Origin of the sequence: Acidovorax kalamii (assembly GCF_002245625.1) — a bacterium.
GTDB classification, from domain to species: Bacteria; Pseudomonadota; Gammaproteobacteria; order Burkholderiales; family Burkholderiaceae_C; genus Acidovorax; species Acidovorax kalamii.
The window spans coordinates 309,788-330,165 of the sequence record NZ_NOIG01000001.1; the positions used below are offsets into that span (position 1 = coordinate 309,788).

Annotated in this window: 19 protein-coding genes and 1 tRNA gene; 12 read left to right on the forward strand and 8 right to left on the reverse strand. The window is 58.1% G+C overall.

Annotated elements, in window-relative coordinates:
- Positions 1-295: 295 nt before the first annotated feature.
- The 8 genes from ribD to CBY09_RS01425 are packed head-to-tail and all read right to left on the reverse strand — an operon-like array spanning position 296 to position 9,242.
- The gene (gene ribD, locus CBY09_RS01390; protein WP_094285645.1) at positions 296-1,402 is read right to left on the reverse strand and encodes a bifunctional diaminohydroxyphosphoribosylaminopyrimidine deaminase/5-amino-6-(5-phosphoribosylamino)uracil reductase RibD; all 1,107 of its coding nucleotides are present in this window, start codon (positions 1,400-1,402) and stop codon (positions 296-298) included.
- A 29-nt stretch (positions 1,403-1,431) separates the two neighbouring features.
- Positions 1,432-1,875, reverse strand: coding sequence for a type IV pilin protein (locus tag CBY09_RS01395; protein WP_094285902.1), 444 nt, complete (start codon positions 1,873-1,875; stop codon positions 1,432-1,434).
- 26 nt (positions 1,876-1,901) lie between these two features.
- On the reverse strand, positions 1,902-5,648 hold the full coding sequence (locus CBY09_RS01400; protein WP_094285904.1) for a pilus assembly protein: 3,747 nt from the start codon (positions 5,646-5,648) through the stop codon (positions 1,902-1,904).
- A gap of 40 nt (positions 5,649-5,688) precedes the next feature.
- Positions 5,689-6,537: a pilus assembly PilX family protein gene (locus tag CBY09_RS01405; RefSeq protein ID WP_240515533.1), complete on the reverse strand. Its 849-nt coding sequence runs from the start codon at positions 6,535-6,537 to the stop codon at positions 5,689-5,691.
- The gene (locus CBY09_RS01410) at positions 6,537-7,439 is read right to left on the reverse strand and encodes a PilW family protein (protein ID WP_240515534.1); all 903 of its coding nucleotides are present in this window, start codon (positions 7,437-7,439) and stop codon (positions 6,537-6,539) included. Before CBY09_RS01410 ends, CBY09_RS01405 begins: the two co-directional genes overlap by 1 nt.
- A gap of 11 nt (positions 7,440-7,450) precedes the next feature.
- Positions 7,451-8,089: a type IV pilus modification protein PilV gene (gene pilV, locus CBY09_RS01415; protein WP_094285651.1), complete on the reverse strand. Its 639-nt coding sequence runs from the start codon at positions 8,087-8,089 to the stop codon at positions 7,451-7,453.
- On the reverse strand, positions 8,077-8,631 hold the full coding sequence (locus CBY09_RS01420) for a GspH/FimT family pseudopilin (protein ID WP_108723905.1): 555 nt from the start codon (positions 8,629-8,631) through the stop codon (positions 8,077-8,079). Before CBY09_RS01420 ends, pilV begins: the two co-directional genes overlap by 13 nt.
- Entirely contained in the window at positions 8,625-9,242 is a 618-nt protein-coding gene (locus tag CBY09_RS01425; RefSeq protein ID WP_240515535.1) for a GspH/FimT family pseudopilin, read from the reverse strand. The genes CBY09_RS01420 and CBY09_RS01425 overlap by 7 nt, the downstream gene beginning before the upstream one ends.
- Before the next feature lie 1,277 nt (positions 9,243-10,519).
- On the opposite strand from CBY09_RS01425, the gene rpsO reads away from it, so the two are divergent.
- From rpsO to nuoF, 12 genes are all read left to right on the forward strand, one after another.
- Entirely contained in the window at positions 10,520-10,786 is a 267-nt protein-coding gene (gene rpsO / locus CBY09_RS01435; protein WP_005793232.1) for a 30S ribosomal protein S15, read from the forward strand.
- Between the two features lie 207 nt (positions 10,787-10,993).
- Complete coding sequence (gene pnp / locus CBY09_RS01440) at positions 10,994-13,237, forward strand: polyribonucleotide nucleotidyltransferase (RefSeq protein ID WP_094285657.1); 2,244 nt, start codon at positions 10,994-10,996, stop codon at positions 13,235-13,237.
- A 95-nt stretch (positions 13,238-13,332) separates the two neighbouring features.
- Positions 13,333-14,319 (forward strand): NAD(P)H-quinone oxidoreductase, encoded by a 987-nt coding sequence (locus CBY09_RS01445; protein ID WP_094285659.1) that lies wholly within the window; start codon positions 13,333-13,335, stop codon positions 14,317-14,319.
- Positions 14,320-14,321: 2 nt separating this feature from the next.
- Positions 14,322-15,071: a triose-phosphate isomerase gene (gene tpiA, locus CBY09_RS01450; RefSeq protein ID WP_094285661.1), complete on the forward strand. Its 750-nt coding sequence runs from the start codon at positions 14,322-14,324 to the stop codon at positions 15,069-15,071.
- A gap of 36 nt (positions 15,072-15,107) precedes the next feature.
- Positions 15,108-15,470, forward strand: a complete 363-nt coding sequence (gene secG, locus CBY09_RS01455) for a preprotein translocase subunit SecG (protein ID WP_094285663.1) — start codon at positions 15,108-15,110, stop codon at positions 15,468-15,470.
- A gap of 114 nt (positions 15,471-15,584) precedes the next feature.
- Positions 15,585-15,669: transfer RNA gene (locus CBY09_RS01460), tRNA-Leu, on the forward strand.
- 73 nt (positions 15,670-15,742) lie between these two features.
- Entirely contained in the window at positions 15,743-16,102 is a 360-nt protein-coding gene (locus CBY09_RS01465; RefSeq protein ID WP_063461100.1) for an NADH-quinone oxidoreductase subunit A, read from the forward strand.
- A gap of 25 nt (positions 16,103-16,127) precedes the next feature.
- Positions 16,128-16,607 (forward strand): NuoB/complex I 20 kDa subunit family protein, encoded by a 480-nt coding sequence (locus CBY09_RS01470; protein ID WP_007849129.1) that lies wholly within the window; start codon positions 16,128-16,130, stop codon positions 16,605-16,607.
- Between the two features lie 10 nt (positions 16,608-16,617).
- Positions 16,618-17,226, forward strand: coding sequence for an NADH-quinone oxidoreductase subunit C (locus tag CBY09_RS01475; RefSeq protein ID WP_063461379.1), 609 nt, complete (start codon positions 16,618-16,620; stop codon positions 17,224-17,226).
- Between the two features lie 27 nt (positions 17,227-17,253).
- Complete coding sequence (locus CBY09_RS01480) at positions 17,254-18,507, forward strand: NADH-quinone oxidoreductase subunit D (protein WP_063461099.1); 1,254 nt, start codon at positions 17,254-17,256, stop codon at positions 18,505-18,507.
- Positions 18,504-19,013 carry an NADH-quinone oxidoreductase subunit NuoE gene (nuoE, locus tag CBY09_RS01485; RefSeq protein ID WP_094285665.1) on the forward strand — a complete coding sequence of 170 codons (510 nt, stop codon included), beginning with the start codon at positions 18,504-18,506 and terminating at the stop codon, positions 19,011-19,013. Before CBY09_RS01480 ends, nuoE begins: the two co-directional genes overlap by 4 nt.
- Entirely contained in the window at positions 19,010-20,368 is a 1,359-nt protein-coding gene (gene nuoF, locus CBY09_RS01490) for an NADH-quinone oxidoreductase subunit NuoF (protein ID WP_094285667.1), read from the forward strand. The genes nuoE and nuoF overlap by 4 nt, the downstream gene beginning before the upstream one ends.
- Positions 20,369-20,378 lie beyond the last annotated feature (10 nt).

A 20,378-nucleotide genomic window follows, 5' to 3' on the forward strand; every position in this document is an offset into this window, starting at 1 on the left:
ATCGGGGGGCGGGAGATTGTTTCTCTGGCAAGGTCCTCGCTCGGCCCGGCTTAGGGTGTCTACCGGGTTAGTCATGAAGGTGTGGCGTCTGGAAGCCGCCTGTGCCAGAGGGATGGCAGGCATCGGTCGCCATGCCGCGAGCGGTTGCTACCACTGCGCCCTCATCCACCCGGTGCGACAGCAGGGGGCTGTGTGGGGGGGAGGGGCAGGCGGTCCCGACACTGAATCGGCCGTGCGACTACTGATTTCAGCGCACCGGCATGTCGAAAAAAAGCAGGGGAGGGGCCGGGTCCCGTCAGAAGGTGTCGTGCCCTGGCACCCGGGCCACGATGCGCAGGTCAGGCCCCAGCCGCTCCACCGACATGAAGTCCAGCTTCAGCCCCTGGGCCAGGGCTTCAAAAGGCCCCACCTGGGCTAGTCCGAGCCCGGGGCCCAGCAGCATGGGAGCCATGTAGATCAACAACTCATCGACCAGCCCCTCGCGCAGCAAAGAACCGTTGAGCTTGTGGCCGGCTTCCACATGCAGTTCGTTCACTCCCCGCGCAGCCAGGTCGCGCAGCATTGCGGCCAAGTCCACTTTGCCCTGGGCGTTGGGCAAACAGATCACGGTGGCACCGCTCGCCTCCAGAGCGGCCTTCTTCTCGTCGTTCTGGATGGCTGCGTAGATGTAACAAGCGCGGCCAGCCATGAACAGGCGGGCGTCTGGAGGGGTTTGCAACTGGCTGTCCACCACCACCACATGGGGTTGGCGCGGCGTGGGCACCTCGCGCACGTTCAGGCGGGGGTTGTCGTCCAGCACGGTGCCGATGCCGGTGAGCACTGCGCAGGCGCGTGCGCGCCAAGCATGGCCGTCGGCGCGCGCCGCGGGGGAGGTGATCCACTGGCTTGTACCGTTGGGCAAAGCGGTGGCGCCATCCAGCGAGGTCGCAGCCTTCATGCGAACCCAAGGGATGCCCCGCACCATGCGACTGAAAAAACCGATATTGAGTTCGCGGGATTCAGCGGCCCCGGGACCGACTTCCACGGCCACCCCCGCCGCACGCAACCGGGCAAATCCCTGTCCCGCCACCAAAGGGTTGGGGTCTGTGAGGGAGGCCACTACCTTGCCAATCCCGGCAGCCACCAGCGCATCGCAGCATGGCCCCGTGCGCCCCTGGTGCGCGCAGGGCTCCAAGGTCACGTAGGCGGTCGCGCCTTGGGTGCTGTGCCCCGCTTCTTGCGCAGATCGCAGCGCCATGACTTCCGCATGGGCCCCTCCCGCCTGCTGGGTGTGACCGCTACCTATTTCCAGCCCATCCGGCGCCACCAGTACGCAGCCAACGCGCGGATTGGGGTTAGAAACAAAAAGCGCCTGGGCGGCGAGCCCAAGCGCTTGCTTGATATAGCGGAAAGTATCTTGCATAGCGCCGCGATATTAGCGCTCTTTCCCGACTATTTACCCCAACAGTCTGGGTTGTAGCCTGTTTGGCCTGATGTTTTGTTAGCCGCTCCACGCAAGCCTGTATTGCTCAGTGTGTAAGTTCCACATTTATCGCTGGCTTGGGAGCCAGCTTTGGGCGTCGCCGTCAATGTATAGGCGGTTGTTGTATTGCTCGCCGCAAATGCGATGGTGTAACGCTTACTGTCGTCCGAGGACCACGTCAGCGCAGAGGGAAGAGAAGCGGTTGGGTAACTGCCGGTGGCAGTCGCTGCCCGCTCAAGCCATTGCTGTGCCTGAAGCAGGCCCGCGCGTGCCTCTGCGCGATGACCTCTGCGTACATATTCTTGATAACTGGGGTATGCAACGGCAGATAGGATGCCCACAATCGCCACAGTGATCATCAATTCAATCAGCGTGAAACCTCGGGCATTGCTTGGTAATGGGCTGTAGTGCATAAAATTTCTCATCAATACTTCAATGGTTACTTCAATTGCCGCCATCCTGGGCGCAGAAGCAACGGAGGATAGATTTTAAGAGCATCGGTCTTACCGTCGTTGCCTTTGCGGATCTGCTTCGTTCCTGTAGTGAAGCGGAGTTCTTTGCTGGAGGAGGACATGCGCGCATAGTTCAAACTACCACTCATATCGGAAGTGTTATAAAGCCCGTCCCCGTTAACATCCATGATCGGCAATGGAGCCGGTGCCCCGGAGGCGATATTGATGATCGTTCGGTACGTTTTGGCGGCACTTGGTTGAGGGGCACATACTTCTTGGCCGCTTGCCGTAGCGCTGCCGGAAGCTGGTTTTTCGCTGATGATTTCCAAGTTATTGCCACCGTTGTAAAAGGCAAAACTCGATGTGACCCGTTCACCCGCTACCGGCAGATCCATGTACCAGCCCATTTTGACTGTGCACCCCACGTCGGTTGGCTTGCAGGCGTAGGTCACCTCCTGGGTGGAAAGTGTCCAGAATGAACGACCAGCACTGGCACCCGTGCCTGCGGTGCCCAGGCCGGTTCCTGCGGTTGTGTTGTCCGCACCATTGTTTACCGCTTCGGCCTGCAAAGCACTGCGGCCACTGACAGTAGCAGGTGTTGGGGATGATGTCTTGATCTTTACCTTCCCCTTGTTGGCTCCTGTAGCTTCGATCAGGTAGCTGGTATTGTCCAATATGGAATACACGGTCTGAACTGACGTATCGCTACGATCTCCTTCAGTAAGATTTTGGCCGGTGCCGAACGCTACCATCAATCCGCCCACGGTGCGATTGGGTCGCAATACCGGAGGAGAGGTAATGGGCTGCCGACTCGTCGAACCACCTGATGTATACGTTGCAGTGAACAATGGGCTGCCACTGAAAGCCACGCCCCATTGGTCCGGATCCACATTGGAAATATCAAATTTCCACATGTTTCCACGCAAATCGCCGGCATAAACAAAATCTGGTGAACCATCACCATTCACATCCAAGAGCTGTGGTGTAGAGAGGCCGTTGCCCGTTGCTTCTGCCGAGCCAATATCTGCAGCAGGAATGGCCTTAAGCGACTTGTCTCCATCCAGGTATTGAATCAGAAGGACCGGGCGCTCATTGGTGCTGTTATACCCATTGCCAGTGATGTAGGCCCAGCGACCATTGTTGGTGCGAGCAATTTGAAGTGCAAGTTGCTGATTGCTTTCGGCAACAACAGGGGCTCCGAAAATATGTCCAATATCTGCGTGTGCATTTGCATCGGCAGGCTTGCTTGGGGGAACTGCATCGCTGATAGGCGCAGCGGTCTTGTCCATGACCACCAAGCTAGCTGCATTGGCCTCAGAAAAATTGGTGGCGGGCGAAGGTATCGTAGAAGTTGCGTCCAACGGCCCTGGCTTGGTTACATCCAAGACGAAGAACCCTCTGCCGCCTGCTCCCAGGGTTCCTACAAGGTAAGTACGCCAATCTGGAGTGGCGGTGGTACCGATATCAACATCTCCAGATAATGGCGAGCCATCAACATAATAGCGGTGCTCATAGCTGGTGTTTGTCAAAGAGGAGAGGTTTTGAACCACTCCATGCGGTACGTAAGCAATTTTCTCTGTGCCGTCTTTGGCAGAGAAGCCATGCAGCATGCCGTCATTGCCACCGACATACAGCATGGGCAAACGCCCACGGTTGTCAGCGGCGAATGTGCCGTACGAACTTGAGGAGTTGCCGCTGGCGGGGGCGCCCACATACCAGATGGCTGAATTGACAATATCACCCTGGCGATGTTTTCGATTGCGAAATGTGGCTGTTGTATTAGAGGCACTGTAGTTGCTTGCCTCTTTGGTTCGATCGCCACGGATGAAGTTGAGTCGGTCTTGGCCTCTGCTGTCCCCAGCAATAGTGCTGGCGGAGCCCACTGTTCCATTGTTGAGCCACATCTGCTGGGATGCCCCAGATGCCGAGGTACTCAAATTCGCCCATTTAAAAGAAATTCCGGTGGATGGTGGCGTCGTTTGAACTTTATACGACAGTATCAGACGATCGTTGACATTCACAGCTGCCAATTTGTCTGCTGTAGAAAGGCCCCTGGTGGTGCTGCCGCTCACCAATCCCCAGTCGGAGTTAGGCGTAAAGTTTCCGGAGGTGTCAATCGAATTGGAGGTTACGTTTCCGTACCAGCGGTTGTCGTTTGAATTTCCGTCATCGGCTGCGATATAGCTTGTCTGAAATGACTGGGTCCCTACGCGACTCACTGAGCCGGATGCTGAGGTAAACCCTGAAATAGGTGCTGTGGTATCGACAACGATATCATCGAAGATATCTGCGAAAACAGATGTCAAATCCCCAGTGACGGGATAGTATTTGCCTCGGCTGTTGATTGCCATATGCCACATTTCTTGTGGTCGGAAATCGTCATAGTCTCCATCTGCATTCTCAGATGTTGCGTCATCCCACTTTGTATTTCCTGTGGCAAGACTCGAAAAGCCTGTGTCGTACATGCCAAATATTCCACCAGCCCATTGAGGAGAGGTAGATGAATTTTGGCAAGTTGTTCGATTCGAACCGGTGTAGTTTGAGCAGGCTTCTCCATTATAAGTTGAAGATGAAGCTCCTCCGATTTTTCTTAGTGTGCTTGCAGTATTTCCATATCCAATGGTGTATTGAACCAAGTGCTGCCATTCGGCGGGGTCGTTTCTTGGGTTCCAATATTCATTCAAGGTAACGGAGCTGCTGCCGCTGGTGAACGTTTCATTTCCTGTTTTTCTGATTTTTGGAATTAATTCATTGCTAATGCTGGGTTGTAAATCTGTGGCCCAGTAGTAAAATCCGATATCGGCCAAGGAAGGATACGCATAATAGGTGTGTGTGTATCTCCTGCTTCCTCCGGATCCTGTAGATGTCGTTGTGGTAACGATTCTATCTCCGTAAGCATCACGGTAAATTCTTGTTTGGTCTACCGTTGGATCTGAAGTGGGTGTGACCGAATAGGATTTGACCCCATATGGTGATGCAGGGTGTGTAGAGGAAGCGGGGGCGGGTGTTGGTAAAGCTGCAATGTCTTTGCCATCAAAATTCCGCACCGGGACATTTGCCGGGCTCGTAAGTGTTGGTGGGGTGCTGCTGGTGGAGTTGCTGATAGTCCCCAGCAACATGTCATTCTTGAAGGCTGTACCGGTTAGGAGGCCGCTTGAGAAGGTGTAATTCCAGCCGCCATCAGTAAGCAAAATGTGGTAGGCGCGGCGGCATGCAATAGGTGAGCTGTCCGCCGTCCCCGGGGTTGCATTCCACGGACTATCATTGCCGGTCGTTTGCAAGTACTTTCCGGCACTCCAAGCCAAGACCTGTGTTGGTGTGGCACCTGAAGCTGAGAGTTGGCCAATCCATGTATCAAAATTGGTTTTCTTGGTCCCGGAAAATTTCCCCATTGTATTGTTATTAGAGCAACCACCAGAGTTTGAAGGAATCCCATTGCAGGCAAAGGATTGCCAGGCAATGCGAAATTGGTCATCGTATTTCGTGCTGTTGATAAGGACGGATCGCAATCCATTCTTTACATGGTCTATACGAGATGTGGTGCCATCGTCCGCTGTGGCCATACTGCCTGATGTGTCAATTGATATAACTACATTAGGGATGGGTGCTTTGTATGCGGTGCCAGCAGGGTATTGGACCAGGGGGATTTGCGCTGACCATGCGGTGAAAGGCCCCCAAATGGCGGCTACGAGAATCGCAATGGTCTTGCGTTGCGGAAGACGGGTAATTCGCATGGCAAAGCTCCAGTAATTGAGTTTGATTAGCCGTTTTGGGTTATTTTGAATTGTTCGGGTCTTGCAGCGATAAGGTAGACTGCAGAACAACTTCACTGCCCGGCTTGTTTCCACGTGCTATCGCCGTAATGCGATAGACAAAGAGTTTTGTGCGCATTGGTGCAAATCGCTCTACATTGGCACCAGGCGGCATTCCAGATAAAAGCGATACATTGGGGTCTAGGTAAGGCAATATTTCCACCCAGTACCAAGCCCCTCTTCCGGCGGTTGTTTCGGCCAGCACAGGGTTTGCTGTTGCCGCGGCACTAACCCCTGTGAATTGTCCGTATCGGGCTCCCACGTTGGTTGCAATCATTGCTGCCATTGCGGTGCTGTCATTCCAAAAGTCCTGCGGATCGCCCCGTTTGGGGCAAATGCCTTTGTAGCAGCCAGAGCTGTTGGGGCTGAGGGCGCGCACAGTGGCAAGCATGTTTCCAAGATCCTTGGTTTCAAAATCAAAGTACACGTCTGCGCCGATAGTTGCAGGCACGGCTGGCGTTGCTCCGCTTGCTGGTACGGCTGGGGCTGGGGGGGGGCGGCAAATGTCACTGTTGCCCGCTGTGCGAGTACATGCACCACCGTTGGGTTGAACCCCGCGAATGTCGAACTCTGCATCCTGGAGCATGGCCTGCGCGGCCTCAAAGGTACGGCGGTAGTCGGCATCGTTGCCCACAAGGATTTCGTTGAATAGTGCGCTGCGCGCAGCCCACAGTGCCAACAGCATGGACAGAAGGACGAAAACGATGACAACGTATAGCGCCATGCCACTTTGGCGGTAGCGCCTCGCGGATGGTTTGAGTGTGGCTGTGGTATGCATGGTGAGATGCTTTTCTGAACGAAGTGGCTCCATCAAACCTGTCCTTGGCTACGGATCTGGTAGATGTTGCGAAAAACCATCTTGAGGCGGTCGCCGTAGGTCGTGGCTACTCCGCTGCAGTTCGTGTAGGTCGCCCCAGCTGTGGGGGCGGGTTCTGTGCCGGTGAGTTCAAGACATACTTCCACGGCATAGACATTGGTCCAAGTGCCTGCCGCGCTGGCTGCATTGGCAATAACGGCAGATGCTGCTAGGTACTGCAGATTGGTTGTGTTGGGCGCCTGTTGAACATACCGCACTTGCATGTCGGTCACGTTGCCGATGATGGGTTGGCTTGTCCCTCCGGAACCAACGCAGGTCAGTTCGTTCGTGCTGGTGTTGCGCTGGAACTTACTGCTCAATACGGGCGTTGTGCCCAAGCTACCGCTAGCCGCTAATGCTGGATTCTGTCCCAGGCAATCGCGCAGCAGCGAGGATGAAACCGGTATGGAAGCTGGCGCTGGCGGAGTAACAGTCTCAATGTAGTTTTGATACCCCAGGGTGAAACTAGGTACGGCGTCTGCCACCAAGGTGCTGGAGGCTCGGCTAAACGGAGGGCGAACCCCGGTTGGGTCTGGCGGATCAAAAGCGACAGGGGCCATGGCCGCATTGGCGTCAGATGCTACGGGCGCGACACTGGGGCTGAGGCTCAGTTCAAGGCTGCCTGCTTGACGAATTTGTTGTCCGATTACCCTGAACGCGTACGATGCCTGTTGTTGCAAAGACGTGGCCTCGGAAACAGTTCCGGACACGCCGCGCGATGCCATCAAAGCCCCTACAGCAACGGCAACCACGAGCAGACCGATGGCGATGCCGACCATGAGTTCAACCAATGTCACGCCGCGTTGGCGTGGCATGGTTGGTGTCCTGAGCGCAAATGTGACGGGTTGGAGTTTCATGGGCTGGCCGCTTAATTGGGGCAGTACAGGGTGCCCGCAACGTCCCCTGGGGTACAGCGTTGGGTGGGCTGGATGTATTGGAGGTGACAGGTGAAGTTGGCGGGGCAACTGACAGCCGCACCATTAGAGTCTGTACCGGATACAGAGAGAGGAGCGATCAGCGTCGATACGTCGCTGGCACTAAAACTTTGACCATTTTGGTTATAGCGGTTTTCGTTCCAACCAATCAGCACTCCCAATTGGCGTGGTCCGCCCTGGGGGGTAAAAACGGCCATCTTTGCTCCGGGCAAAGTCTGGTCTACGCGTAGCCGCCATAGTCTGATGTCACATGCCGCCAAGGCGGATGGTGTGCAGGCTGCACTTGAGCAGCAGTCACTGGTGTCTGTTGGCAGGGCGTCGGTAAGTGCCACTTTGTACGCATCTAGATTGTTCAGTGCATCAGGGCTGTTTTCCAGGCGCTCACCGAGGTCTTCTATGAAGCGAATGGCTTGGGCGCGACGCACACCTCCCTGGGTGTCTGTGAGTGTGCGCATTTGCATTCCCAAAATGCCAAGAATGCCTAGGGTCATGACAACGATGGCAACTAAAGCTTCCATCAGGCTGAAACCGCCTTGGACTTGAGTTGACTTCGCAGTTTTCAATTGGAGCATGGAACGTCCTCAATGATTCTGATTCGACCACCCGCTGCCATGCAGATGCCGCGTGTAGCAGGGGATGAAATGCCAGTGGATGCCGGAGAAATAACGAAGCCCTTGGCATTCAATCCGTCCATTTTCCCATTTCGATCCAATGAAATTGTGGGTCCGCCGGACTGATGAATAACATCAATTTTGTTGGAGGTATCAAAGGTCTGCAGAATCTCTTCACTAGCTTTGCGTTTTCCATTTCCGTCACTGTCTACAAAAACAATCCATCCGCATCCCCACTCTTGATTTGTACCGGCTAGTTGGCAGCCACCTGTGACATTGGGTAATTTCTGAATGCCAATTTTTCCCCCTCTCTTGATGGCTTCAGATCTGGCGAAATAAATCGAATTAACCAGTGCTTCTGTGGTGCTGCGAACTTGCCATCGATCCACAAGTGTCCTAAATCTGGGAGTTGCTAACGCCATGAGTGTTCCCAAGATGGTGACAGCGATTAATAGTTCTAAGGAAGTAAAGCCCCGTGACAGCGGTGAGGGCGCTGTCAGCATGTATCGCTTCCCTTCTTCTGAGCAATTCTTCCCCCTGTTCCTGCGCACAGCCGTGCCGAACTGCTTGCTGTGGAGCCTTTGCCCTGCGGGGTAATCAGAAAATCCATGGAGGAGGGGGCTGTTGCGTTCACGGTGTTGGCCAGCATGCCCCATCGATTGATAGCGATAAGCCCCGTGCTGCCGGTCAGTGTGATACTGACTTGCGAAGGGCTGGAGCTTGTTTTGAGGTCGCATTCATTCGGAGTGCTGGCCGTATTACATGTGTCTTGCGTTCCATTGTTGTTGGTGTCATAGAACACGTGCCAACCACAACTCCAATCGGTATTTCCTGATGATGTGCACCCGCTATCACTTGATTTTTTGGCGATGACAATGTTTCCGCCCAATCTGATGGCTTCCGAACGGGCGAAGTACAGCCCGGATGTGATGCTTTCCGTGGCGTCGCGAACTCTCCACCGTTCGATGATGGGTGTGAAGCTCGGGGCCGCCAAAGCAGCCAGTACTGCGATGATGGTCATCGTCACCAGCAATTCAATGGCTGTGAAGCCTTGTAGGCGGGCGAACTTTAGTGAGGAGTGGGCTGGCATTGAGGTATCGTAAATTCGTTTCACGTGGGCGGCAGTTCGGTGCGGATGAGTGGTTTTGGTTGCATGACGACCGGCTTTTGAGACTTTCTTTAAGCTTTTGCTTTTAAGGCTTTGCGTAGCCTAGACAGGCCCCTGCATTGGGTCTTCCTTTGCATTCGCGATGTAGCCTGCGGTCTCGCGCTGCAGGGCTCTCTTCTGAGGGGCTTCGCAGATGCTTTACCTTGACCTGTTTGGCTGGTGCAGTTGCCGTTTGAGGGGAGTTTTTGCGCTTGGCAAGTACAGTTTTGGGGCTGCCAAGGCAGATGGCTAGCAGTAGGACGAAAAAAGTAGTCGAGATTTGTGAGTGTTGCTTTGCTGGACAAGCGCGGGTGTGCATGGTTTTTCTTGGGGCTAGCGTTCTGGGTTGGCGAGGGTGGTGGGCCGTTTTGTTGTCATGTGTCTGGCTATCTTTATCCCCCTTGAATGCGGTGAGTTTTTTTGTGCTGACAACTCGTGGTTGCTTGCAAGGCGGGCTGAGACTGCCGTTTGCGTAGGTTACCTGCTCTGATCCTCTCCTGCGATTGATGGAGTAGCAGTGGATTCAGAGATGGGTGACGTGCCGGTTAAGGCGACAAAAGCGTTGTCGAGGGTTGGGTCGTGTGTATGACGCAGCCGCGATCATGGGGTGTGTCTGTGCTGTGCTTCGTTGAAGCTATAGGCGCTCCTACTGGCTGTATGTCCAGTTTTTTGAATCTGGACGGGGTGGACGGTCGTCTGATTTGTGGTGCGAAGGCTTTTCCGGGGCTTTCTCTTTCTGGTGGTGGGTTGGCGGCTGGGGTGGAGGCATAGCACAGCGCCCCTTGGTCTTCGCATGGGGTTGCTGGGGGGATTTGCGTTTGCATAGAGCGTCGGCTGGTATGGCGCGGGTGCATGCGGGGGTATTCGAAGCATCGCCGTGACGCGCTGATGCTGCTCTTTGGCATCGGTGTACGGCGCATAGGCAGCGGCAGCGCCTGTTGAAATCTGTGCCTTGTCTTGCATGGCTGAACTGTGATTCGTTGAAGGTCGCCGACCGGCAAGCGGCGGAGGGGTGGTCGGGTTTGGCTCCTGGCGGTGCGCCTTGCCTTGGGGCGGCGGCGTGGGTCTTGTTTGTGTTTTACCTTTAGAGATCCTGTGAGGTTTGGTTGGCGGGGTGAAAACCTGTCTCAGGGTATAATCCAAAGGTTTTGCATGGTGCAAGACGCACGCCAGCGGCCGTTCCAGCTGCTGGCGCAAGTAAAACCATGGCCTGCTTTCACGCTAGGCCACATCAAAGGAAAAACATGATCGCATCCTCCATCAAGGCTGAAGTTGTCAAGGCGAACGCCCGTGCTGCCAACGACACTGGTAGCCCAGAAGTGCAAGTGGCTCTGCTGACCGCTCGCATCAACGAACTGACCCCTCACTTCAAGACACACGCCAAGGACCACCATGGTCGCCGTGGCCTGCTGCGCATGGTGAGCCGTCGTCGCAAGCTGCTGGATTACCTGAAGGCCAAGGACGCTGACCGTTACACCGCGCTGATCGCCAAGTTGGGTCTGCGCAAGTAATTTTCATTGCATGCCAAAACGCCTGGGTTAGTCCGCTAGCTCAGGCGTTTTCTACTTCGGAGCCGCAAAACAGAGCGAAGCTGTGTCATTCCAATGAAGTTGTTGCCGCTGCATTGTGCAGCACTTCCCTGGAATGGCATCGTGTTCTGAATTGCTCTCCAAGCCAATCTGGTAGGGCACTACCAGCTATTAAAACAGGAGCTGAACATGAGCATTTTCAACAAAGTCACCAAGACCTTCCAATGGGGCGACAAGACCGTCATCATGGAAACGGGCGAGATCGCCCGCCAGGCCTCCGGCGCCGTGCTGGTGAACATTGACGACACCGTGGTGCTGGCCACTGTGGTGGCTTCCAAGTCCGCCAAGCCCGGTCAGGACTTTTTCCCGCTGACGGTGGACTACATCGAGAAGACGTATGCCGCTGGCAAGATCCCCGGCAGCTTTTTCAAGCGCGAAGCCAAGCCCAGCGAACACGAAACCCTGACCAGCCGCCTGATCGACCGCCCCATCCGCCCGCTGTTCCCCGAAGGTTTCTTCAATGAAGTGCACGTGGTCATCCACACCATTTCGTTGAACCCCGAAGTGGATGCTGATATTGCTGCCCTGATCGCTACCAGCGCAGCCTTGGCCATCTCTGGCATTCCGTTCAACGGCCCCATCGGTGCCGCCCGCGTGGGTTACATCAACGGCGAATACGTGCTGAACCCCGGCCAGACTGCGCGCAAGAACTCGCAGATGGACTTGGTGGTGGCGGGCACTGAAGCCGCTGTGCTGATGGTCGAATCCGAAGCCCAACAGCTGTCTGAAGAAATCATGCTGGGCGCCGTGGTGTTTGGTCATGAGCAAGGCAATGTGGCCATCAACGCCATCCACGAACTGGTGCGCGACGCTGGCAAGCCCGTGTGGCAGTGGGAGGCACCTGCCAAGGACGAAGCCCTGATCGCCAAGGTGGTCGCACTGGCCGACGACAAGCTGCGCGCTGCCTACCAGATCCGCAACAAGCAAGCCCGTACCCAAGCCTGCCGTGAAGCCTATGCCGCTGTGATGGCTGGCCTCAAGGCTGACGGCGTGGAGTTCGACTCCGTCAAGGTCGAAGGCATGCTGTTCGACATCGAAGCAGGCATCGTGCGGAGCCAGATTCTGACTGGCGAACCCCGCATCGACGGCCGCGACACCCGCACCGTGCGCCCCATCGAGATCCGCAACAGCGTGCTGCCCCGCGCCCACGGCTCGGCCCTGTTCACGCGTGGCGAAACCCAGGCGCTGGTCGTGACCACGCTGGGCACCGAGCGCGATGCACAGCGCATCGACGCGCTGGCCGGCGAGTACGAAGACCGCTTCATGATGCACTACAACATGCCTCCCTTCGCCACCGGCGAAGTGGGCCGCATGGGCTCGACCAAGCGCCGCGAAATCGGCCACGGCCGTCTGGCCAAGCGTGCTCTGGTGGCTGTGCTGCCGACCAAGGAAGAATTCCCCTACACCATGCGTGTGGTGTCGGAAATCACCGAGTCCAATGGCTCCTCGTCCATGGCTTCGGTGTGCGGCGGCTGCCTGTCGCTGATGGATGCCGGCGTGCCCATGAAGGCGCACGTGGCCGGTATTGCCATGGGTCTGATCAAGGATGCCAACCGTTTCGCCGTGCTGACCGACATCCTGGGTGACGAAGATCACCTGGGCGACATGGACTTCAAGGTGGCGGGTACCACGGGTGGTATCACGGCCCTGCAGATGGACATCAAGATCCAGGGCATCACCAAGGAAATCATGCAGGTGGCGCTGGCCCAGGCCAAGGAAGCGCGCATGCACATCCTGGGCAAGATGCAAGAGGCCATGGGTGAAGCCAAGACCGAAGTGTCGAACTTTGCTCCCAAGCTGTACACCATGAAGATCAACCCCGAGAAGATCCGTGACGTGATCGGCAAGGGCGGCGCCGTGATCCGCGCGTTGACCGAGGAAACCGGCTGCCAGATCAACATCGAGGAAGACGGCACCATCACCATCGCCGCCACCGACGCTGCCAAGGCTGACGAAGCCAAGCGCCGCATCGAGCAGATCACGGCCGAGGTCGAGATCGGCAAGATCTACGAAGGCCCTGTGACCAAGATCCTGGACTTTGGCGCACTGATCAACCTGCTGCCTGGCAAGGACGGTCTGCTGCACATCAGCCAGATTGCGCACGAGCGCGTCGAGAAGGTGTCCGACTACCTGGCCGAAGGCCAGATCGTGAAGGTCAAGGTCATGGAAACCGACGAGAAGGGCCGCATCAAGCTGTCGATGAAGGTGCTGGCCGAGCGCCCCGCCGGTGGCAGCGACCGCCCCGCTCCTGCCGAGCGCGGTGATCGCGAGCCTCGCCGCGACCATGGTCGTGATGGTGGTCGCCAGCCTGCGGAGCAGCAGCAACAACAATCGCTGTTGTCGGACGGTGCGTCCGAGCAGGTGATTGGCTGAGTTGTTGGTTGCTATTGATTTTGTAGCTGTCTGCGCTCATCCATAGAGCGCAGGCGGCCTAAATCATTTCAATCTGACTTTCCATGGATCGCAATATGCGTGCAGTCGAGATCACGTCTTTTGGCGGGCCTCAGGTGCTGGCCCTGGGGAATCGCCCCAGGCCGGAGCCAGGCGCGGGTGAGCTGCTGATCCGCGTTGCCGCCAGTGGCATCAACCGTCCTGACGTGCTTCAGCGCATGGGGCACTACGCGCCACCGCCGGGCACCTCGGACCTACCGGGGCTGGAGGTGGCGGGGGTGGTGGAGTCTGGTGATGCCGCGGCGCTGGCCAAGGCGGGCATTCGTGTGGGCGACCGCGTGTGCGCGCTGGTGGCTGGTGGTGGCTATGCCGAATGGTGTGTCGCCCCTGCGGCTCAGTGTTTGCCGGTGCCCGATGGGCTGAGTGACGTGGAGGCAGCATCGCTGCCGGAGACGTTCTTCACGGTGTGGAGCAACGTGTTCGATCGAGGTCGCCTGCAGGCGGGTGAGACCTTGCTGGTGCAGGGTGGGACCAGCGGCATTGGCGTCACGGCGATCCAGTTGGGGCGGGCGCTCGGTGCGGTGGTCATTGCCACGGCGGGCAGCGACGAAAAATGCGCAGCCTGCCTTGCGCTGGGTGCGCACCACGCTATCAATTACAAGTCGCAAGACTTTGTGGCAGAGGCGCGGCGCATAACGGAAGGGCGGGGCGTGGATGTGGTGCTCGACATGGTCGCTGGCGACTACGTGGCGCGGGAGGTGGAGTGTCTGGCCGAAGATGGCCGCCTGGTCATCATCGCGGTGCAGGGCGGGGTCAAGAGTGACTTCAATGCGGGGCTGGTTCTGCGGCGCCGCCTCACCATCACCGGGTCTACGTTGCGTCCGCGCTCCGTCGCATTCAAGGGTGCTATTGCCAATGCGTTGCGTGAGCGGGTGTGGCCCTTGTTGGCGGCGGGCAAGGTGCGCCCAGTTATTCACAGCACGTTTGCTGCGGCAGATGCATCTCAAGCCCATGCCCTGATGGAATCGAACCAGCATATCGGCAAGATTGTTTTGACGTGGTAACCATGAACAACAAGAAAAAACTCATCGCAGGCAACTGGAAAATGAATGGCAGCCTGGCTGCCAACGAGGTGTTGCTGAAGGCGCTCATCGCAGGTCTGGATGATGTGGCTTGCGACGTGGCAGTGGCGGTGCCCGCGCCGTATCTGGCACAAGTGCAGGCGCTCACCGCTGGGACGGTGGTCGCGGTAGCGGCCCAGGACGTTTCCCGGTACGAGTCGGGGGCCTACACCGGCGAGGTCTCCGTGGCGATGCTGAAGGACTTTGGTGTGCGTTATGCCCTGGTGGGGCACTCGGAGCGTCGCCAATACCATGGCGAAACCGACGTGGCGGTGGCGGAGAAGGCGCAGCGTGCCCTGGCCGCCGGCGTCACTCCCATCGTTTGTGTGGGGGAAACCTTGCAGGAGCGCGAAGCAGGCCAGACCGAAGCCGTGGTCAAGCGCCAGTTGGCGGCGGTGATCCATCTCAATGGTCACTGCATCAGCGAGATCGTGGTGGCGTACGAGCCTGTTTGGGCCATTGGCACGGGGCGCACGGCATCTCCAGAGCAAGCGCAGGCGGTCCATGCGGTGTTGCGCGCGCAACTCTCGGCAGCCAGCGAACATGCCGACCGCATTCGCCTGCTGTATGGCGGCAGCATGAATGCGGGCAACGCGGCACAGTTGCTGGCCCAGCCGGACATCGATGGTGGACTGGTGGGGGGCGCCTCGTTGAAGGCGGCCGACTTTTTGCAAATCATTGCGGCAGCCCGCTAAGGCTGCCGAAGCTATTCAATCAGGAGTGAACAGAGAATGAACGTGATCGTGAATGTGATTTTGGCGGTGCAGATGTTGGCGGCGCTGGTGATGATTGGCCTGATCCTCATCCAGCATGGCAAGGGGGCTGACATGGGCGCCGCATTTGGCAGCGGAAGCTCGGGCAGCCTGTTTGGCGCCAGTGGCAGTGCCAACTTCTTGTCGCGCAGTACGGGGGTGTTGGCCGCAGTCTTTTTTGTGTCCACGCTGGCGCTGGCCTATTTTGGCAACGCCCGCCCGGCCAGCTCTGGCAGTGTGCTGGAGGCGCCTGCTGCTGTGGCGCCCGCCGCTGCGACTCCAGATGCTGCAGTTGCTCCTGCTGTGCCTGCATCGGGCGCGGCGCAAATTCCGACCAAATAATCTGCACTAAATTGGGCCCTGCAAGCTGAAGCAGGGTTTTTCCGGAGTAGAATCCGGGATTGTCTGGAAAGCCAAAACCGCAAGGTTCCTCATGCCATCCAGACGCAGCAACCAGCCGTCGTGGTGAAATTGGTAGACACGCTATCTTGAGGGGGTAGTGGCGAAAGCTGTGCGAGTTCGAGTCTCGCCGACGGCACCAAAACAAAGGCCTCCCCGCATGACCCATCCGGGCTCATGTCGGGCAAGGCTACAGCGGTGAGCACATCCTCAAGATGAACCTCGATCAGTACCTCCCCGTCCTTTTGTTCATCTTGGTTGGCATCGCCGTTGGCGTTGTCCCCCTCGTACTCGGTTACATACTGGGCCCCAATCGCCCGGATGCCGCAAAGAACTCCCCCTACGAATGTGGCTTTGAAGCCTTCGAGGATGCGCGCATGAAGTTCGATGTGCGCTACTACCTCGTGGCCATTCTCTTCATTCTGTTCGACCTCGAAATCGCATTCCTCTTCCCCTGGGCGGTAACGCTGCATGATGTGGGCATGGCGGGCTTCGTGGCGGTCGTGATCTTCCTGGCCATCCTCGTCGTGGGCTTTGCCTACGAGTGGAAAAAGGGTGCCCTGGATTGGGAATGAGCGGGCTTCAACAAGGATCGATGCAATGATTGAAGGCGTGATGAAGGAAGGCTTCATCACCACGAGTTACGACTCCGTGGTGAATTGGGCCAAGACCGGTTCTCTGTGGCCGATGACTTTTGGTCTGGCCTGTTGTGCTGTCGAGATGATGCACGCGGCAGCGGCCCGCTATGACATCGGCCGCTTCGGCGCCGAAGTGTTCCGTGCCAGCCCCCGCCAGTCCGACCTGATGATCGTGGCCGGCACGCTGTGCAACAAGATGGCACCGGCGCTGCGCAAGGTGTACGACCAGATGTCCGAGCCCCGCTGGGTGCTGTCGATGGGTTCATGCGCCAATGGCGGTGGTTACTACCACTACAGCTACTCCGTGGTGCGTGGGTGCGATCGCATTGTGCCTGTGGATGTGTATGTGCCAGGCTGCCCACCCACGGCAGAAGCGCTGATCTACGGGATCATCCAGCTGCAGCAGAAGATTCGCCGCACCAACACCATTGCTCGTGTCTGAAGGGTTGATGATGACTGCTGTTGCCATTCGGCCTGAAAAACTCAAAGACAATATCGCTGCAGCGCTGGGCGCCAAGGTGCGCCAGATCACGGTGGCTCTGGATGAAGTCACGCTGGTGGTGTCTGCTGCCGACTACCTGGATGCCATGCGCCTGCTGCGCGACGCCGAAGGATGCCGCTTCGAGCAATTGGTGGATCTGTGCGGTGTGGATTACTCCGCGTATGGCGATGCGGTGAACGAAGGGGCACGTTACTGTGTGGTGTCGCACCTGCTGTCGGTGAGCCTCAATCAGCGTGTGCGCGTGAAGGTGTTTTGCGCCGACGATGACTTCCCTGTGGTGGCGTCGGTCTCCGATCTGTGGAACTCGGCCAACTGGTACGAGCGCGAGGCGTTCGATCTGTTTGGCATCGTGTTCGATGGTCACAACGACTTGCGCCGCATCCTGACCGACTATGGCTTCATTGGCCATCCCTTCCGCAAGGACTTCCCGTTGTCGGGTCATGTCGAGATGCGCTACGACGCCGAGCAGCGCCGAGTGGTCTACGAACCCGTCTCGATCGAGCCGCGCGAGATCACGCCGCGCATCATCCGTGAAGACAAGTACGGAGGCCTGCACTGAGGCGCTCGGCGCCCCATGTGAACCATCATGGCTGAAATCAAGAACTACTCCCTGAACTTTGGTCCGCAGCATCCGGCAGCGCACGGTGTGCTGCGCTTGGTGCTGGAGCTGGACGGCGAAGTCGTGCAGCGTGCCGACCCGCACATTGGCCTGCTGCACCGTGCTACCGAAAAGCTGGCCGAGCACAAGACCTACATCCAGTCGCTGCCCTACATGGATCGTTTGGACTACGTGTCCATGATGTCCAATGAGCACGCGTACTGCCTGGCCATCGAGAAGCTGCTGGGGCTGGAAGTCCCGGTGCGCGCACAGTACATCCGCGTGATGTTCTCCGAGATCACACGCCTGCTGAACCACCTGATGTGGCTGGGCTCGCACGGCAACGACTGCGGCAGCTCCACCATCCTGATCTACACCTTCCGCGAGCGTGAAGACCTGTTCGATATGTACGAAGCAGTCTCCGGCGCGCGTATGCATGCGGCGTACTTCCGTCCGGGGGGCGTCTATCGCGACCTGCCGGACAGCATGCCGCAGTACAAGGTCAGCAAGATCAAGAATGCCAAGGCATTGGAGGCGCTGAATCAGAACCGCCAGGGTTCGCTGCTGGACTTTATCGACGACTTCACGAAGCGCTTCCCTGGTTGCGTGGACGAGTACGAGACGCTGCTCACCGACAACCGTATCTGGAAGCAGCGCACCGTGGGTATTGGCGTGGTGCCACCCGAGCGTGCGCTGAATCTGGGCATGACCGGTCCCATGATCCGTGGCTCCGGCATTGCCTGGGACCTGCGCAAGACGCAGCCCTACGATGTGTACGACCGCGTGGATTTTGATGTGCCTGTGGGCAAGACCGGCGACTGCTACGACCGCTATCTGGTGCGTGTGCAGGAGATGCGCGAGTCCAACCGCATCATCAAGCAGTGCGTGGACTGGCTGCGCGCCAATCCGGGCCCTGTCATCACTGACAACCACAAGGTGGCGGCACCTGCTCGCGAATCCATGAAGTCCAACATGGAAGAGCTGATCCACCATTTCAAGCTCTTCACCGAAGGTTTCCACGTGCCCGAAGGCGAAGCCTATGCCGCTGTGGAACACCCCAAGGGCGAGTTTGGCATCTATCTGGTCAGCGATGGCGCCAACAAACCTTACCGCCTCAAGATTCGTGCGCCTGGTTTTGCGCATCTCGCCACCTTGGACGAAATGGCCCGTGGCCACATGATCGCCGACGCCGTGGCCATCATTGGCACCATGGATATCGTGTTCGGGGAGATCGACCGATGAACAGCAGCAATACCAAGATCACCGAGGCGACGCTGGCGCGCTTTGCACGAGAAGTGGCCAAGTACCCGCCCGAGCAAGCGCAGTCGGCCGTGATGGCCTGTCTGTCCATCGTGCAGCAGGAGCAGGGCTGGGTCAGCGCCGAGAGCGAGGCCGTGATCGCCGACTACCTGGGCATGGCCCAGATCGCGGTGCACGAAGTCACCACGTTCTACAACATGTACAACCAGCAGCCGACGGGCAAGTACAAGCTCAACGTTTGCACCAACCTGCCTTGCCAGTTGCGCGACGGTCAGAAGGCGCTGCACCACCTTGAAAAGAAGCTCGGCGTGGCCATGGGCGAGACCACGGCTGACGGCCTGTTCACCCTGCAGCAGTGCGAATGCCTGGGCGCCTGCGCCGATGCGCCCGTGATGCTCGTCAATGACCGCACGATGTGCAGCTTCATGGACAACGACAAGCTCGATCAACTGGTAGACGGCCTGCGCGCGGCGGAAGGACAAGCATGACCACTGCTGCACAGATCCTCTCGCAGTTCCAGGCCACAGGCGTCCAGACCTGCTTCCACGACCGCCACATCAACCCGCAGATTTACGCGGGCCTGGACGGCACGAACTGGAGCATCAAGGACTACGAAGCGCGCGGCGGCTACGCGGCGCTGCGCAAGATCCTGGGCACCGACGGCGCTGAGTCGCTCACACAGGACCAGGTCATCGCTACCGTCAAGGAATCGGGCCTGCGTGGCCGCGGCGGTGCGGGCTTCCCCACCGGTCTCAAGTGGAGCTTCATGCCCCGCTCGTTCCCTGGCCAGAAGTACCTCGTCTGCAATTCCGACGAAGGTGAGCCGGGCACGTGCAAGGACCGTGACATCCTGCAGTTCAACCCGCACATCGTCATCGAAGGCATGATCATCGCCGCCTACGCGATGGGCATTTCCGTGGGCTACAACTACATCCACGGCGAGATCTTCCAGACCTACGACCGCTTCGAGGCGGCGCTGGAAGAGGCGCGCGCTGCGGGATACCTGGGCGACAAGATCCTGGGCAGCAACTTCAGCTTCCAGCTCCATGCGGCGCACGGCTTCGGTGCCTACATCTGCGGCGAAGAGACTGCGCTGCTCGAATCGCTGGAAGGCAAGAAGGGTCAGCCCCGCTTCAAACCACCGTTCCCTGCGAGCTTCGGCCTCTACGGCAAGCCCACCACGATCAACAACACCGAGACCTTCGCGGCTGTGCCGTGGATCATTCGCAACGGTGGCGCAGCGTATCTGGAGTGCGGCAAGCCCAACAACGGCGGCACCAAGATTTTCTCGGTCTCTGGCGACGTCGAGAAGCCCGGCAACTACGAAGTGCCTCTGGGTACGCCGTTCGCCAAGCTGCTTGAACTGGCCGGTGGTGTGCGCAAGGGCCGCCAGCTCAAGGCCGTGATTCCTGGTGGCTCGTCTGCCCCCGTGCTGCCCGCGTCCATCATCATGGAATGCACGATGGACTATGACTCCATCGCCAAGGCCGGCTCCATGCTGGGCTCGGGTGCTGTGATCGTGATGGACGACTCCCGCAGCATGGTCGAGAGCCTGCTGCGCCTGTCGTACTTCTACTCGCACGAATCCTGCGGCCAGTGCACGCCCTGCCGCGAAGGCACGGGCTGGATGTGGCGCGTGATCGACCGGATCCAGCATGGCCAGGGACGCGAAGGCGACCTTAACCTGCTCAATTCGGTGGCGGACAACATCCAAGGCCGCACCATCTGTGCGCTGGGTGACGCGGCGGCCATGCCGGTGCGCGCCATGATCAAGCACTTCCGTCCGGAATTCGAAGCGCTGATCCGCCAAGAGAAGACCCCTCAGGCTTCCACCTCCGCCTGATCGCGAGAAA

Excerpts from the sequence above, each read along its gene's own strand:
- CBY09_RS01405 (WP_240515533.1), bottom strand. The coding sequence starts at position 6,537 with ATGGAGCCACTTCGTTCAGAAAAGCATCTCACCATGCATACCACAGCC.
- CBY09_RS01445 (WP_094285659.1), top strand. The coding sequence starts at position 13,333 with ATGCGTGCAGTCGAGATCACGTCTTTTGGCGGGCCTCAGGTGCTGGCC.
- CBY09_RS01465 (WP_063461100.1), top strand. The coding sequence starts at position 15,743 with ATGAACCTCGATCAGTACCTCCCCGTCCTTTTGTTCATCTTGGTTGGC.
- rpsO (WP_005793232.1), top strand. The coding sequence starts at position 10,520 with ATGATCGCATCCTCCATCAAGGCTGAAGTTGTCAAGGCGAACGCCCGT.
- CBY09_RS01475 (WP_063461379.1), top strand. The coding sequence starts at position 16,618 with ATGACTGCTGTTGCCATTCGGCCTGAAAAACTCAAAGACAATATCGCT.
- CBY09_RS01410 (WP_240515534.1), bottom strand. The coding sequence starts at position 7,439 with ATGAAACTCCAACCCGTCACATTTGCGCTCAGGACACCAACCATGCCA.
- CBY09_RS01400 (WP_094285904.1), bottom strand. The coding sequence starts at position 5,648 with ATGCGAATTACCCGTCTTCCGCAACGCAAGACCATTGCGATTCTCGTA.
- CBY09_RS01420 (WP_108723905.1), bottom strand. The coding sequence starts at position 8,631 with ATGCTGACAGCGCCCTCACCGCTGTCACGGGGCTTTACTTCCTTAGAA.
- ribD (WP_094285645.1), bottom strand. The coding sequence starts at position 1,402 with ATGCAAGATACTTTCCGCTATATCAAGCAAGCGCTTGGGCTCGCCGCC.
- CBY09_RS01470 (WP_007849129.1), top strand. The coding sequence starts at position 16,128 with ATGATTGAAGGCGTGATGAAGGAAGGCTTCATCACCACGAGTTACGAC.
- pilV (WP_094285651.1), bottom strand. The coding sequence starts at position 8,089 with ATGCTCCAATTGAAAACTGCGAAGTCAACTCAAGTCCAAGGCGGTTTC.
- pnp (WP_094285657.1), top strand. The coding sequence starts at position 10,994 with ATGAGCATTTTCAACAAAGTCACCAAGACCTTCCAATGGGGCGACAAG.
- secG (WP_094285663.1), top strand. The coding sequence starts at position 15,108 with ATGAACGTGATCGTGAATGTGATTTTGGCGGTGCAGATGTTGGCGGCG.
- CBY09_RS01395 (WP_094285902.1), bottom strand. The coding sequence starts at position 1,875 with ATGCACTACAGCCCATTACCAAGCAATGCCCGAGGTTTCACGCTGATT.
- nuoF (WP_094285667.1), top strand. The coding sequence starts at position 19,010 with ATGACCACTGCTGCACAGATCCTCTCGCAGTTCCAGGCCACAGGCGTC.
- CBY09_RS01480 (WP_063461099.1), top strand. The coding sequence starts at position 17,254 with ATGGCTGAAATCAAGAACTACTCCCTGAACTTTGGTCCGCAGCATCCG.
- nuoE (WP_094285665.1), top strand. The coding sequence starts at position 18,504 with ATGAACAGCAGCAATACCAAGATCACCGAGGCGACGCTGGCGCGCTTT.
- tpiA (WP_094285661.1), top strand. The coding sequence starts at position 14,322 with ATGAACAACAAGAAAAAACTCATCGCAGGCAACTGGAAAATGAATGGC.